This window comes from Sphingobium psychrophilum (assembly GCF_012927105.1).
GTDB lineage: Bacteria > Pseudomonadota > Alphaproteobacteria > Sphingomonadales > Sphingomonadaceae > Sphingobium > Sphingobium psychrophilum.
Window position 1 is genome coordinate 68,365 of record NZ_JABBFV010000006.1, and the last position, 13,149, is coordinate 81,513.

Annotated in this window: 13 protein-coding genes; 7 read left to right on the forward strand and 6 right to left on the reverse strand. The window is 68.1% G+C overall.

All coding sequences use genetic code 11. The features are described 5' to 3' along the window. Positions 1–113 precede the first annotated feature (113 nt). Together HHL08_RS10040 and HHL08_RS10045 are read right to left on the reverse strand one after the other, a co-directional pair. The gene (locus HHL08_RS10040; protein ID WP_169572798.1) at positions 114–482 is read right to left on the reverse strand and encodes a hypothetical protein; all 369 of its coding nucleotides are present in this window, start codon (positions 480–482) and stop codon (positions 114–116) included. Continuing rightward, positions 479–1,144, reverse strand: coding sequence for an EI24 domain-containing protein (locus HHL08_RS10045; protein WP_169572800.1), 666 nt, complete (start codon positions 1,142–1,144; stop codon positions 479–481). Before HHL08_RS10045 ends, HHL08_RS10040 begins: the two co-directional genes overlap by 4 nt. Positions 1,145–1,257: 113 nt before the next feature. Here HHL08_RS10045 and HHL08_RS10050 point away from each other — a divergent pair, with 113 nt between their 5' ends. Next, positions 1,258–2,295 (forward strand): adenosine kinase, encoded by a 1,038-nt coding sequence (locus HHL08_RS10050; protein ID WP_328804635.1) that lies wholly within the window; start codon positions 1,258–1,260, stop codon positions 2,293–2,295. 48 nt (positions 2,296–2,343) lie between these two features. On the opposite strand, the gene HHL08_RS10055 is transcribed toward HHL08_RS10050, so the two are convergent. The 3 genes from HHL08_RS10055 to tsaD are packed head-to-tail and all read right to left on the reverse strand — an operon-like array spanning position 2,344 to position 5,947. Further along, a complete protein-coding gene (locus HHL08_RS10055) occupies positions 2,344–3,882 on the reverse strand; it encodes a lipopolysaccharide biosynthesis protein (protein ID WP_235955022.1) in 1,539 nt (512 codons plus the stop codon). A gap of 45 nt (positions 3,883–3,927) precedes the next feature. Then, on the reverse strand, positions 3,928–4,899 hold the full coding sequence (locus HHL08_RS10060) for an NAD(P)H-dependent glycerol-3-phosphate dehydrogenase (RefSeq protein WP_169572802.1): 972 nt from the start codon (positions 4,897–4,899) through the stop codon (positions 3,928–3,930). Between the two features lie 13 nt (positions 4,900–4,912). Beyond that, entirely contained in the window at positions 4,913–5,947 is a 1,035-nt protein-coding gene (gene tsaD / locus HHL08_RS10065; protein ID WP_169572804.1) for a tRNA (adenosine(37)-N6)-threonylcarbamoyltransferase complex transferase subunit TsaD, read from the reverse strand. Positions 5,948–5,991: 44 nt separating this feature from the next. Between tsaD and hemC the strand changes: the two genes are divergently transcribed. The 4 genes from hemC to HHL08_RS10085 all read left to right on the forward strand — a co-directional run bounded on the left by hemC (position 5,992) and on the right by HHL08_RS10085 (position 9,376). Continuing rightward, complete coding sequence (gene hemC / locus HHL08_RS10070) at positions 5,992–6,915, forward strand: hydroxymethylbilane synthase (RefSeq protein WP_169572806.1); 924 nt, start codon at positions 5,992–5,994, stop codon at positions 6,913–6,915. Next, complete coding sequence (locus HHL08_RS10075) at positions 6,912–7,583, forward strand: uroporphyrinogen-III synthase (RefSeq protein WP_169572808.1); 672 nt, start codon at positions 6,912–6,914, stop codon at positions 7,581–7,583. The genes hemC and HHL08_RS10075 overlap by 4 nt, the downstream gene beginning before the upstream one ends. Positions 7,584–7,591: 8 nt before the next feature. Continuing rightward, positions 7,592–8,488: a hypothetical protein gene (locus HHL08_RS10080; RefSeq protein ID WP_408021766.1), complete on the forward strand. Its 897-nt coding sequence runs from the start codon at positions 7,592–7,594 to the stop codon at positions 8,486–8,488. Between the two features lie 123 nt (positions 8,489–8,611). Further along, a complete protein-coding gene (locus tag HHL08_RS10085) occupies positions 8,612–9,376 on the forward strand; it encodes an esterase/lipase family protein (RefSeq protein ID WP_169572811.1) in 765 nt (254 codons plus the stop codon). A 506-nt stretch (positions 9,377–9,882) separates the two neighbouring features. Here the strand turns inward: HHL08_RS10085 and queG are convergent. Then, positions 9,883–10,935, reverse strand: a complete 1,053-nt coding sequence (gene queG, locus HHL08_RS10090; protein ID WP_169572813.1) for a tRNA epoxyqueuosine(34) reductase QueG — start codon at positions 10,933–10,935, stop codon at positions 9,883–9,885. Positions 10,936–10,957: 22 nt separating this feature from the next. Between queG and HHL08_RS10095 the strand changes: the two genes are divergently transcribed. Further along, entirely contained in the window at positions 10,958–11,953 is a 996-nt protein-coding gene (locus HHL08_RS10095; protein WP_169573200.1) for an ABC transporter ATP-binding protein, read from the forward strand. Beyond that, positions 11,950–13,140, forward strand: coding sequence for an ABC transporter permease (locus tag HHL08_RS10100; RefSeq protein WP_169572815.1), 1,191 nt, complete (start codon positions 11,950–11,952; stop codon positions 13,138–13,140). Before HHL08_RS10095 ends, HHL08_RS10100 begins: the two co-directional genes overlap by 4 nt. The last annotated feature ends 9 nt before the right edge of the window (positions 13,141–13,149 follow it).

A 13,149-nucleotide genomic window follows, 5' to 3' on the forward strand; every position in this document is an offset into this window, starting at 1 on the left:
GCCCCTTACCTCGCCGTTACATGGCCGGGGCTTCGCGGGGGCTTTGCTGTCACTATCGGCCGGAAAAGCCCGACGACGGTGTGAACTTCGCGCCTGTAACTCTACCGAACCCGCTACTTCGCCTGCAAAGCGGTCGCACAGGATACCGGATCGACATCCGCGCCCGCCGGGCTGCGCGCATCGACATGGGTGACGACCGGCTCTTTCCCCCGCGCCGGGGCGTAGAGATAGGCGTCGAGGATGCAGCGGCCATTGGCGAACTGCAATTTGCGCACCGTGGTTTCGCGAATATCGAGCCGGGGCTGGCCGAACATCCGGGTCAGCGCACCCGCATCCGATCCCATCAGCGGCCCCTGCTTCATGAAAGCGCTGGCCGGCGGTCCGGCGGGCGGCGGGGCATAGCTGCCCTTGGGCACGACGCCGCCGCCACAAGCGGCCAGCGGCAGGCACAGCGCCGCCGTCACAACGCGCGGGAAATTCATGCGGATGTCTTTCGCCCAAGCAACATGTGCACGGCCATAGCCGCGCTCCAGATCGGCGCAAGCAGGTTGACCAGCGGGATCAGGAACGCAAGCGCCGAAACGAGCCCCAAAAGCCACCGGCTGCCGCGCGACAGCGGCGGGAGGGCGGGATGACGCGGCTCCACCATGTCGGCCATGTCGCGGCCCAGCAGATAGGCGTTCACCACCAGGAACAACCCGATCGTCCCCACCCCCGTCACCAGCAACAGGATATAGGCGGGCAACGCCAGCAGGTTCCAGCCCAGCGTGCGCGCCAGCGAGGCGAAGGCGAAGCGCAGGCTGCGCGCCCAGCCCACCGGACGCGCGGCGAGCGCCGCCTGGGGGTAACTGTCCCGCTCCACCGCTTCGATAATGTCGTCGGCGAACAGGCCCATCACCGCCATCGCCACGGCGCGGAACAGCAGCCAGCCCGCGCCGACGATCAACAGCGCGGTGGCGGTCGCTTCGGCGACACCGCCGCCGCCCCAACCGAAATGCAGCCGCAGCGCATGAAACCCGGCCCAGAGCGCACCGGCCAATCCTGCGAAGACCAGCAGCGTCAGGATCAGCGTCTTGAACAGCAGGCGCAGCGCAGCGCCGTGAAAGAGGGAGGGAAAGGCGCGCAGGGCGGCGGTCAGGACCATGGTCCCGTCTATCCTCCCCCGCGGGCGCAAGGTCAATCAGCGCCGTTGCATGGGGGGGCGCGGACCGATAAAGGCGACGAAATTTTATGTCTATCTCAAGATAAGGATATTGCGTGACCGCATCCTCCGCGCCCCAGGAAAACCCGGCCGCCACGCTGCCAGCCGCCACGCTCGACGTCGTCGCGATCGGCAACGCCATCGTCGACGTGCTCGCCCGCAGCGACGACGCCTTCCTGGCACAACATGCGCTGACCAAGGGTGGGATGCAGTTGATCGACGCCGCCATGGCGGAGACGCTCTATGCCGACATGCCGCAGGCCAAGGAGATCAGCGGTGGCTCCGCCGCCAACACGCTGGCGGGCCTCGCTGCGCTGGGCAAAAAATGCGGCTTCATCGGCCAGGTCAATGACGATCAGTTGGGCGCGGTCTTCGCGCATGACGTCCACGCCTTGGGCATCCGTTTCGACACGCCGGTCATGCATGGCGAAGTGCCGACCGCGCGCTGCCTGATCCTGGTGACGCCGGACGCCCAGCGCACGATGAACACCTTCCTGGGGGCGTCGCAATTTCTACCGGAAGCCGCGGTCGATTTCGACCTGATCCGTTCGGCCAAGATCCTCTATCTCGAAGGCTATTTGTGGGATCCCGAGCAGCCGCGCGCGGCGATGCGGGCGGCGATCGACGCGGCGCGGGGTGCCGGGCGCAAGGTCGCCTTCACCCTGTCCGACAATTTCGTGATCGACCGCCATCGCGCCGACTTCATCGATCTGATCGACAATGGCCAGATCGACATCCTCTTTTCCAACGAGGGCGAGATTCAGTCGCTGGCGCAGATAGACGATTTCGAAAAAGCGCTGGCCCGCTTCGCCGACAAGGTGCCGGTGCTGGTGTCGACCCGCAGCGAAAAGGGCGCCGTCGCGATCGTCGATGGCGTGCGCCATCAGGCCCCGGCCGCACCGGTCGGGCAAATCGTTGATACGACGGGGGCGGGCGACCTGTTCGCCGCTGGTTTCCTGGCGGCCCATATCGACGGCCGCAGCGTCGAGGATGCGCTGGCGCTGGGCGCCGCCGCAGCGGCCGAAGTCATATCGCATTGGGGCGCGCGACCGGAAGCCGACCTGGGCGTGATCCGCGACGCGCTGTTCGCCTGACACGGACAAGGCCTGCTTCTCATGGGAGAGGCGGGCCTGTCTATCGGGTCATTCCGCTTTCTGCTTGCGGAACAGGGCGCGGTCGTCGGACCCGAAGCCCCAGCGCCAGATGACGAGGCCATAGGCGCCCAATATCGCCCAGACGCCGACCGCCAGTTCGACCCATTCGAAGCGCGGCGGCAAGGCGACGAAGCCCGCGCCGACGATGCAGGCGACCCCCGCAGCGCTCAGCAACGGCCAGCGCCAGGCATTGATCGGCGCATCGAGCAACCGGGCGAGCAGCCGCGCCTTGACGAAAGCGCCGACCGCCAGCGCCAGGCAGAGCGCGAGCGCGGGCGCGGCGGCCACCCACATCACCGGCATGGCCAGCCGGCGTGCAGCCAGGATCAGGGCGAAGCTGAAGGCCGCCTGCAACCCGATCATGACGAGCGAGATCATGAGGTTGCGGTGCCGGGCGATATAGACCAGCGCCGATTCGCTGACCACCGCCGTCGCCGCCACCACTTCGGCGAGCAGCAAAAAGGCGAGCGCGCCGGTGCCGCCGACGAAATGCGGGCCGACCAGCCCCATCACCGCTTCACCGGGGATGCCGAGCGCGAGCGCGATGCCCGCCTGCGCCGCGATGATCCAGAAGCCGACCTGGCTGACCTGACGGGCGATGCCAGCCAGGTTGTTCTCCGCCAGGTTGCGGGTGATGACCGGGCCGAGAATGGGGTCGAAGCTGGTCTTGAGCTTCTGCGGCAGCGACGCGACCTGTTGCGCGACATAATAGATGCCGATCACCGCCGGGCTGACGAACAGGCCCAATATCGCCATGTCGAGCCGACGCGATCCCCATTCGACGCCGTCGGCTGCGGCGAGCGGCAGGTTGCGCCGGGCCAGTCGCCAGAGCCGTCCACCATCGGGCCGCCAGCCCCGCGGCAGGCCATAATGGCGCGCCATCGGGATCAGCGAGGCGACCAGCGCTGCAATCATCGACAAGGCATAAGAGAGGATGAGGCCGTCGCGCGTGGAATAGAAGGCGAAGGCGAAAGCGCCGATGCTGATGGTCCAGGGTTCGATGATCGAGCGCGCCCGCACGGTCGCGCCAACGTCGAAGCGATAGGCACAGGCCGCCAACGCCACGTCCGATCCCGCCACCGCGATCACCACCAGCGCCAGCAACCGGTCGAGGCCATTGATGCCGCTATTGGGGAACATGGCCTGCGGGAAGACGACCAGCAGGCCTGCGCCGACCACCGCCGCGAGCAAGGTGACAAACATGGCGTCGGTCACGACATGGGCATGAGGCCGTTCGGTCTGGCTGAGCGCGCCGGCCAGGCCGCGTTTCAGTCCCAGCGTGGCCAGTTGTGCCACAAACTCCACGACCAGAACGGCATAGGCGAAACGCCCCAGCGCATCTGCGCCATACCAGCGTCCCGCAATGAACAGGAACGGCAGGCGCGCCGCCAGGCGCAGCAGAAATCCGAATATGTTGGTCCGCCCACCCTTGGCCAGGGCGGCGATGTCATCCTGATCCTTGGATGCGGATGCCTGTGTGCCCGATACCGGCGTCGCCAACGAACCCTGAACCCCCTGCGTCATCATGTTTCTTTTTCTGCTCTAGGCGCAAGAAGGCGGCGACGCGACGGCTTATTCGGGCCGCAACGGCCGCGCGAGCAGCGCGTCGATCACGGCGCCGAGCGGCGCGGCATCGGCGAGCAGCGCGCACACCGCCTCCACCACCGGCATTTCCACGCCGGCCGCGCGCGCGGCATCGCGCAGCACCGGCGCGGTGAACGCTCCTTCCGCCACGGTGCGGCGGTTGGCGAGCAGGGCTGCGGCGCTGGCGCCTTCGCCCAGACCCTTGCCCAGCGAGAAGTTGCGCGAATTGGTGGAGGAGCAGGTGAGGACGAGATCGCCGAGGCCCGACAGGCCGCCGAGCGTTTCGGGACGCGCGCCGCGCGCCAGGCCGAAGCGGGTCATTTCGGCAAAACCGCGCGAAATGAGCGCAGCGCGGGCATTGAGGCCAAGCCCCGCCCCTTCCGCAACGCCGCAAGCGATGGCGAGCACATTCTTGACCGCGCCGCCAATCTCCGCGCCGATGACGTCGTCGGACAGATAGGGGCGAAAGGACGGACGGGCGATACGCGCGGCGAGGCGCTGGCCCAGCGCCCGGTCTTCGCAAGCCAGCGTGATGGCGGTAGGTAGGCCCTTGGCCACTTCATGGGCGAAGGTCGGGCCGGACAGGACGGCGATGGGCGAGGTCGGCTGCGCCTGAGCCGCCACTTCGGACATCAAAAGGCTAGTCCCAGCCTCGATCCCTTTGGAGCAGAGGACCAGCGGCACGCCGGCGGGGGCCTGCGCCACCACGCTGCGCAGATGCTGGGCAGGGCTGACGACCAGCAGCAGGTCACATGACCCAAGGTCCGCCATCGCGCCGGTCGCCCGGATCGAGGGGGAGAGCGGGATATTCGCGAGATAGAGCGGGTTTTCGTGGACGTGATTGATCGCATCGATCACGTCCGGCTCCAGCGCCCACAGCGCGACCGACTGGCCGTCGCTGGCCAGCAATTGCGCCAACGCCGTGCCCCATGCGCCCGCACCGATAACGCCCGCTTTCATGCCTTCACGCCCTTCATGCTTTCACTCCGGCGCCGCGCGCCTTTTCCGCGGCCGGGTCGAGCGGCCAACGCGGCCGGGCCGGGAAGGTGAGATCGTCGATCAAGCCGACCGCAAAGCGTTCCGCCCCGGCCCAGGCGATCATCGCGGCATTGTCGGTGCACAGCCAAAGCGGCGGCGCGACGAAGGGCAGGTCATGAGCGGCGGCGAGCGATTCGAGCGCCGCGCGGACGGCATTATTGGCGGCGACTCCGCCCGCCACGACCAGTGCGGTGACGCCCTCGCTCCGCCCCAGCGCGCGGCGCGTGCGGTCGACAAGGCAGTCGATCACCGCCTGCTGGAAGCTCGCGGCGATATCCTGCGTCGTATATCGGCCCAACTGGACCGCGCGCATCACCGCGCTCTTGAGGCCGGCGAAGGAGAAATGCGGTTCGTCGGTGTGGATCAAAGGGCGCGGCAGGGGAACGGCCTTGGGATCACCCAGCGCGGCCGCCTTTTCCACCTGCGGGCCGCCCGGATAGCCCAGCCCCAGCAGCTTGGCGGTCTTGTCGAACGCTTCGCCCGCCGCATCGTCGATCGTGGTGGCGACGCGGACATAGGCGCCCGGTCCCTTCACATGGAGCAGTTGGCAATGGCCGCCCGACACCAGCAGCAACAGATAGGGAAATTGCAGCGTCCGATCGGCGAGGCGCGGCGAGAGCGCATGGCCCTCCAGATGATTGACCGCGATCAGCGGCTTGCCCGCCGCATGGGCCAGCGCCTTGCCGGTGACAAGGCCGACCATGACGCCGCCGATCAGGCCCGGCCCGGCGGTGGCGGCGATGACGTCGACATCGGCCAGCGTCATCTTCGCGTCGGCCAGGGCCTCTGCGACCAGGGGGGTGAGCATTTCGACATGGGCGCGGGCGGCGATTTCTGGGACGACGCCGCCATAGGGGCGGTGCGCTTCCTCCTGCGTGGCGAGGCGATGGGCCAGGATTCGGCCGTCTGCCGTCACCAGCGCCGCTGCGGTTTCATCGCAGCTCGATTCCAGGCCAAGGATGATTGTCATTGCCGCTTCCATCTAAAGGTCGTGGCTATTAGAGCAAGCCGCATATGTTTTTGCCCGAAAGACCGTTGCGCCTCGGCACCAGAGGATCGCCCCTAGCACTGGCCCAGGCCCGCATGACCGCCCGCGCTTTGTGCGCTGCCCATGGCTGGCCCGAGGAGGCCGTGGCGATCGTCACCGTCCAGACAAGCGGCGACCGGATACAGGACCGGGCGCTGGCCGATATCGGCGGCAAGGCGCTATGGACCAAGGAATTGGACCGGGCGCTGGTCGAGGGCGCAATCGATTTTGCGGTCCACAGCATGAAGGATGTGGAGACGCTGCGGCCCGACGCCTTCCGCATCGCCGCGATGCTGCCGCGCGCCGATGTGCGCGACCGGCTGGTGGGGGCCGATGACTTCGCCGCGCTGCCCGCTAATCCGATCGTCGGCACCAGCTCGCCGCGCCGCGCCGCGCAGGTCAAGCGGCTGCGCCCCGACGCGACCATCACCCTGTTCCGCGGCAATGTCGCGACCCGGCTGGCCAAGCTGGCGGCTGGCGAGGTCCATGCCACGCTGTTGGCGGCGGCGGGGCTGGACCGGCTGGACCAACAGGATGTCGGCGCGACCATAGCGATCGACGTCATGCTGCCCGCGCCATCGCAAGGCGCGGTGGGGATAGAGACGCTGGGCGACAATGACGCCATGGTCGCGGCGCTGTGTGCGATCAACGACGGCGACACCTTTGACGCGGTGATGGCCGAGCGGGGCGTGCTCAAGGGATTGGGCGGCACCTGCCATTCGCCGATCGCTGCACTGGCGCGGGTCGAAGGAGAATTTCTGCATCTGATCGCGGAGATCATCAGCCCGGACGGGCAGGAAACGGTGCGCGAAGAGACGCGGCTCGCGCGCGGCGACGACGCGGCGCAGGCGGTCGGCCATGCGCTGCTGGGGCGGGCCAGCCCGGCGCTGCGGTCGCTGTTCGAAGCGTGAACCGGGTCTTCATCCTGCGCCCCGAACCGGCGGCGGGCAGGACGGCGGCAAAGGCGGCCGCGCTGGACCTGGACGCGCGAGTGCATCCGCTGTTCGCGCCCCAGCCGGTCGCGTGGACGCCCCCGCCGCCCACGGATTTCGAAGCCCTGCTGCTGACCAGCGCCCATGGCGTGCGCCTGGCCGGGCCGGAGCTGGCCGCCTATCGCGGACTGCCGGCTTATGCGGTGGGGGAAGCAACGGCGCGGGCGCTGCGCGACGCGGGCTTTGCCGATGTCGTGGCGGGCGTGGGCGACGGTAGCGCGATCGCGGCGCGGGTCGCGGCGCACGGTCATCGGCGGCTGCTCCATCTGGGTGGGACCACCGTCGCGCCGATGGCGGCGGATGGGATCGATGTGACGCGGATCGCGGTATATAGCATGACCAGCCTGCCGCCCGACCCGGCGCTGATCGCCGATGCCGTGGCCGGATCGATACTGCTGGTCCATTCGCCGCGCGCCGGCGAAAGGCTGGCGGCGCAGATCGCGCAGGACGCGCGCGCAGCGCTGCACATCGTCGCGATCAGCCCGGTTGCGCTGGCGGCGTGCGGCGCGGGCTGGGCGAGCGGGCGGGCCGCCGCACGGCCGGTCGATGACGAGATGCTGGCCCTTGCCGCGCGATTGTGCGAATGACGGGCATAATGACAGACGAAAGGGCCGGCATGAGCGACGAGGATGGGGTTGGCAACGCGACCGTGATACCGCCGCGCCGTCGCACGATCCTGCCGCTCCTGATCGTAATCCTGCTCGCCTTTGCCCTGGGCGTTGCGCTCACCGTCTGGGCCTGGCCCCAGATCCAGCGCCGTTGGGGCGATCCGCAACCACAGCCGACCGTCGCGACCCAACCGCAGGGACTGATCACCGGCACCGGCGCGAGCGCGACAGTCCGGCCGCTGACCGCCGATGCGGCGCAGATGCTCGACACGCGCGTCATCCAGCTGGAGGAACGGCTCAATCGCATCACCGTGGAGGCGCAGGCCGCGTCGGGCAATGCCGCCCGCGCCGAAGGGCTGCTGGTCGCTTTCGCCGCGCGGCGCGCGCTCGATAGCGGGACGCCCCTCGGCTATGTCGAGGGGCAGTTGCGGTTGCGCTTCGGCCAGGCCCAGCCACGCGCCGTCGCCGCCGTCATCAATGCGGCACGCGATCCGATCACGCTCGCTGACCTGCGTGGCGGACTGGGCGAGGTGGCCGAACGATTGGTCACGCCGCCGGCCGGCACCGGCTGGTGGGACGCGATGGAGCATGAGGCGCGCGAACTCGTCACCATCCGCAAGGCATCGACCCCGTCGCCCCGGCCGCAGGCGGCGATGGACCGGGCGCTGCGCTACATCGACGGCGGCCGGGTGAGCGCGGCGCTGGGCGAAGTGGAACGGTTGCCAGGCAAGGCGGCGGCGGATCGCTGGATGCAATATGCCCGCCGCTATCTGGAAGCGCGGCGCGCGCTGGACCTGATCGAGACGGCCGCGATCCTTGAACCGCGGCAGTTGCGCGGGACCGAAGGCGCGACCGTGACCCAGACGTCACCGCTCGCCCCTTAAGCCCCCGCCACCAACCACTGTCACAAACGACGAACCGTTTGTCGGCATCGATAAACGGCATGGACGCGGCCCTGCCTGTCATGGGAATGTCATCTTTCGATTTCGAAAGAGGACTATCCGTTCGTGCCGCCTTACGCCGATGCCATCGCCAGTTTCTGGAAAGCCCATAGTTGGAAAGACCGTATGGTCGGCGGACCGCGTGCGGCGGAGCGGCCGTCCCTCTCGCATCTGCTGGGCAATGCGTCTTTGCCGTTCGACCTGGCGCGGACCCGTGCGCAGGGCGCGATGCTGGCGCAGGGGATGCGGGGCGATGGCCGGCATGTGCTGCTGATCCCCGGCCTGCTGGCGTCCGAACAGCGGATGGAGCCGTTGCGCGCGGTGCTGGATGCGGCCGGCTATGTCGCCCATGGATGGGGCATGGGGCGCAATTTCGGGCCGAAGCCCGACAGTCTGGAGCAGATCGACCGGCGAGTGGATGCGATCCGGCGGGAGAGCGGCGCGCCGGTGACGCTGGTCGGATGGAGCCTGGGCGGGCTGTATGCGCGCGAATATGCCAAGTTCGCCGCGCACAAGGTTGGCGGCGTGGTGACGATGGGTACGCCCTTTTCCGGCGATCCGCGCGCCAACCATGCCTGGCGGCTATACCAACTGGTGTCGGGCTTCCCGGTCGATCGGCCACCCTTCCCCTGCACCCGCGAATCCAAGCCGCCGGTGCCGACCGTGGCGCTGTGGTCGCTGCGCGACGGCGTGATCCTGCCCGCCTGCGCCAGGGGCCGCGCGGGCGAACGCGACCGGGCGATCGAGGTGGACTGCACCCATATGGGCTTCGCCGCCGCGCCGGAGGGGATTGCCGCCGTGGGGAAAGCGCTGGAGGCGATCGGCGCCTGACCCGGTCCACCTGCGCGATCCGGGCGCGATGAAGCGACCGGCAGGGTCACAGCTCCAAAGTTCACACCATCGTTGGAATCGCGTTTCTGCGCTTTTTCGCGGCAATGGCGCCGGGAACCTCCCGCCCAGCTATCGCTGACGACCCGGCGACGCGCCTGTCGGGTCACGCCCACGCGTCCCTCACGCCCCATGTGGGTCACGGGCTGGCGGCAGCGCTGGGGCGATCGGGAGGGGGGAGCGGGCGTCGAGGCTGTGCGGGTCCATCGACAAGGATAGATCAGAAGAAATCCTACATTGGAAGGGGAATAGGAGGGGCGGCGTCAGTGCCCGTCAACCCACGAGTGAGGCGGTTGTTCTTTTCTTCTCCGCGGCTCCGCGGCTTCGCACGATAAAATTTCTCGCGCAGAGGCGTAGAGAACGCAGAGCAATAAGAAATATCGGCTTATCTTTCCCCTCTCTTCCAGGGGAGCGGCTATATTTCCGCTTTTTGATCGTCAGCCGCCCGATCAATCCCCGTCGACAATCCGCCCGATCGCCCAGTTCGCCGCCTCCGCCACCACCGGGTCGTCATCGCCGAGCAGCGCCTCCAACCGCGCCAGCAGGCGAGGGTCGCCGCTGTTGCCGGCGGCGATGGCGGCGTTGCGGACCAGGCGGTTGCGGCCGATGCGCTTGATCGGGGAGCCGGAGAAGATTTCGCGGAAACCCGCATCGTCCAGGTCGAGCAGGTCGGCGATTTCCGGCGCGGCCAGTTCCGCGCGGCTCATGAACGCGCGGTTCGCCGCCGCGGCATCGGCGAACTTGTTCCACGGACACACCGCCAGACAATCGTCGCAGCCATAGACGCGGTTGCCGATCCCGGCGCGCAGATCCGGCGGGATCGGCCCCTTATGCTCGATCGTCAGGTAGGAGATGCAGCGCCGCGCATCGACCACATAGGGGGAGGGAAAGGCATCGGTCGGGCAAGCGGCCATGCACGCGGTGCAGCGGCCGCAATGGTCGGTTTCGGCGGCGTCGGCCGCCAGCGCCAATTCGGTATAAATGGCGCCCAGGAAAAGCCAGCTGCCATGGTCGCGGCTGACGAGGTTGCTATGCTTGCCCTGCCAGCCCAGCCCCGCGCCCTGCGCCAGCGGCTTTTCCATCACGGGCGCGGTATCCACGAACACCTTTAGGCTGCCGGGCTGTTGTTCCACCAGCCAGCGCGCCAGGGCCTTGAGCGCCTTCTTGACGACGTCGTGATAATCCTTGCCCTGCGCATAGACCGAAAAGCGCGCCCGGTCGCCCACGTCCGCCAGCGCCAGCGGATCGCGCCCCGGCGCATAGCTCATGCCCAGCATGATGACGCTGCGCACGTCCGGCCACAGGCCCTTGGGCGATCCGCGCTGCTGCGCCCGCTCCTCCATCCACAGCATGTCGCCATGATGGCCCGCGTCCAGCCATTGGCGTAGCCGCTCGCCGGCTTTGGGCGCGGCGTCGGCGGGCGCGATGCGGCAGGCGGCAAAACCTAACCGCGTGGCCTGTACCTTCAGGCGCTGTTCCAAGGTTTCGGTTTCCACGGGCATGGGTCCAGACTATCAGGGCAGGATGATCGGCGACACCCCGGCCTTATCCCCCGCGCCTGTGCCCGCGCCTTCCGCTCGGCCCGCCTATGCTCTTGAAGGCCATGGGCTTGTCAAGACGTTCGGCAGCTTTCGGGCGGTCGATGGGATCGACATCGCCGTGCCCGCGGGCACCATATACGGCGTGCTCGGCCCCAATGGCGCGGGCAAGACCACGTTGCTGCGCACCCTCCTGGGCATTATCGACCCTGATGAGGGCACCCGCACGCTGCTGGGCGAGGTGCAGCCGCTGCGCATGGCGCGGCAGGTGGGGTATCTGCCCGAAGAGCGCGGCCTCTATCCGTCTATGAAGGCGTATGAGGCGATCGCCTTCATGGGGGCGCTGCGCGGCCTGCCGCTGAAAGAAGGGCGGGTGCGGGCGCGGGCGATGCTGGAGGATTATGGCATGGGCGGATCGATCGACAAGCCGATCCGCCAGCTGTCCAAGGGCATGGCCCAGACTGTGCAATTGTTCGGCACGATCATCCACGAACCCCGGCTGATCGTGCTGGATGAGCCTTTTTCCGGGCTGGACGCCATCAATCAGGAGAAATTGGAAGCCCTGATTCGGGAGCAGGCGCGCCAGGGCGTCACCATCCTTTTTTCCACCCATGTCATCGCCCATGCCGACCGGCTGTGCGAGCGGATCGCCATCGTCGCGGGCGGCCGCATCCGGTTCGAAGGGACGCCGGGGGAGGCGCGCGACCAGTTGCGATCGCAGGTGCGGCTGCGCACGCGGGTCAGCGACGGGGCGTGGCGGCGCGCCTTGCCGGCCGATACGGTGGCGGAGGATGGTGCCTGGCTGTTCGCCCTGCCCGACGAGGGGATAGAGCCATTGCTGCGCGCGCTGCTGGATGGGCAGGCGGGGATAGAGAGCCTGTCGATCGAGCGGCCCGGCCTGCATGACGCCTTCGTCGCGATCGCCGGGGCGGCCGCCGCGCAGCAGATGCAGGCTGAACCGACGCCGGAGGAGGACGCATGAGGGAATTGCTCCGCGCCGCGCTGGTCATCGCCCGGCGGGATTTCACTGCGGTCGTGCTGTCGCGCACCTTCATCCTGTTCCTGCTGGGACCATTGCTGCCGATCCTGATCGGCTTCGCTTTCGGCGGCCTGGGCGACCGGATTTCCAGCACCGACCTGCGCCCCGTCGTGGGCGTGGCCATGTCCGCGCGCGATACCGCCGCGCTGGAGCGGGCGCATGATCGGCTGACGCAGCGCATGGGCGACCAGGCGCTGCCACGACTGCGCCCCGTGGCGTCGACACCCAGCCCGCGGATACAATTGGCACGCCCGGATTCGGAGGTGGTGGCGATCATGTCGGGCACGCTTCTGCGTCCGGCGCTGACCGGCAAGGCGGAGGATCTGGACAAGTTGCAGGGCGATATCAGCCTGCTGTCCACCGCCGCGCTGGCCGAACGCACGCTGCGGTTCGTGACCGTCGAGCGGCAGGAAGTGGCCACCAGCCTGGGCGCGCAGGCGCAGGCGCGGCTGTTGATCGGGCGGGTGGCGCAGGTGGTGATGTTCTTCCTCACCATCTTGCTGGCGGGCATGATCCTGTCCAATCTGGTCGAGGAAAAGACCAACAAGATCATCGAGATATTGGCCGCTGCGGTGCCGATCGACGCGATCTTCCTGGGCAAGCTGATGGCGATGCTGGCGATGAGCTTTGTCGGCATCGCCTTTTGGGGCGGGACGGCCTTCGCCATTTTCGCTGCGCTGCATGACGGGGGCGGGTCGCTGCCGACGCCGGCGGTGGGCTGGCCGCTGTTTCTGACGCTGGCGGTGCTCTATTTCGCCATGGCCTATACGCTGCTGGGATCGCTGTTCCTGGGGATCGGCGCGCAAGCGGCGACGGTGCGCGAAGTGCAGACGCTCAACATGCCGATCACCATGGGGCAGATGCTGATCTTCTTCTTCGCCAGCTATGCGGTCGATCATATGGGATCGCCGGCGGAACTGGCGGCCTGCATTTTCCCGTTCAGCTCGCCCTTCGCCATGATTGCCCGCGCGGCGCAGGATGGCGCGATCTGGCCGCATCTGGTGGCGCTGGTGTGGCAGGCAAGCTTCGTCGCGCTCATCATCCGGGTCGGCGTGCTCCTGTTCCGCCGCCATGTCATGCAGTCGGGCGGAAGCTGGTGGAAGCGGCTGTTCAGGCCTGCGACAGGCTGAGGCCGATAA

Excerpts from the sequence above, each read along its gene's own strand:
- HHL08_RS10080 (WP_408021766.1), top strand. The coding sequence starts at position 7,592 with ATGACAGACGAAAGGGCCGGCATGAGCGACGAGGATGGGGTTGGCAAC.
- HHL08_RS10060 (WP_169572802.1), bottom strand. The coding sequence starts at position 4,899 with ATGAAAGCGGGCGTTATCGGTGCGGGCGCATGGGGCACGGCGTTGGCG.
- queG (WP_169572813.1), bottom strand. The coding sequence starts at position 10,935 with ATGCCCGTGGAAACCGAAACCTTGGAACAGCGCCTGAAGGTACAGGCC.
- HHL08_RS10055 (WP_235955022.1), bottom strand. The coding sequence starts at position 3,882 with ATGATGACGCAGGGGGTTCAGGGTTCGTTGGCGACGCCGGTATCGGGC.
- HHL08_RS10100 (WP_169572815.1), top strand. The coding sequence starts at position 11,950 with ATGAGGGAATTGCTCCGCGCCGCGCTGGTCATCGCCCGGCGGGATTTC.
- hemC (WP_169572806.1), top strand. The coding sequence starts at position 5,992 with ATGTTTTTGCCCGAAAGACCGTTGCGCCTCGGCACCAGAGGATCGCCC.
- HHL08_RS10040 (WP_169572798.1), bottom strand. The coding sequence starts at position 482 with ATGAATTTCCCGCGCGTTGTGACGGCGGCGCTGTGCCTGCCGCTGGCC.
- HHL08_RS10045 (WP_169572800.1), bottom strand. The coding sequence starts at position 1,144 with ATGGTCCTGACCGCCGCCCTGCGCGCCTTTCCCTCCCTCTTTCACGGC.
- tsaD (WP_169572804.1), bottom strand. The coding sequence starts at position 5,947 with ATGACAATCATCCTTGGCCTGGAATCGAGCTGCGATGAAACCGCAGCG.
- HHL08_RS10095 (WP_169573200.1), top strand. The coding sequence starts at position 10,958 with ATGATCGGCGACACCCCGGCCTTATCCCCCGCGCCTGTGCCCGCGCCT.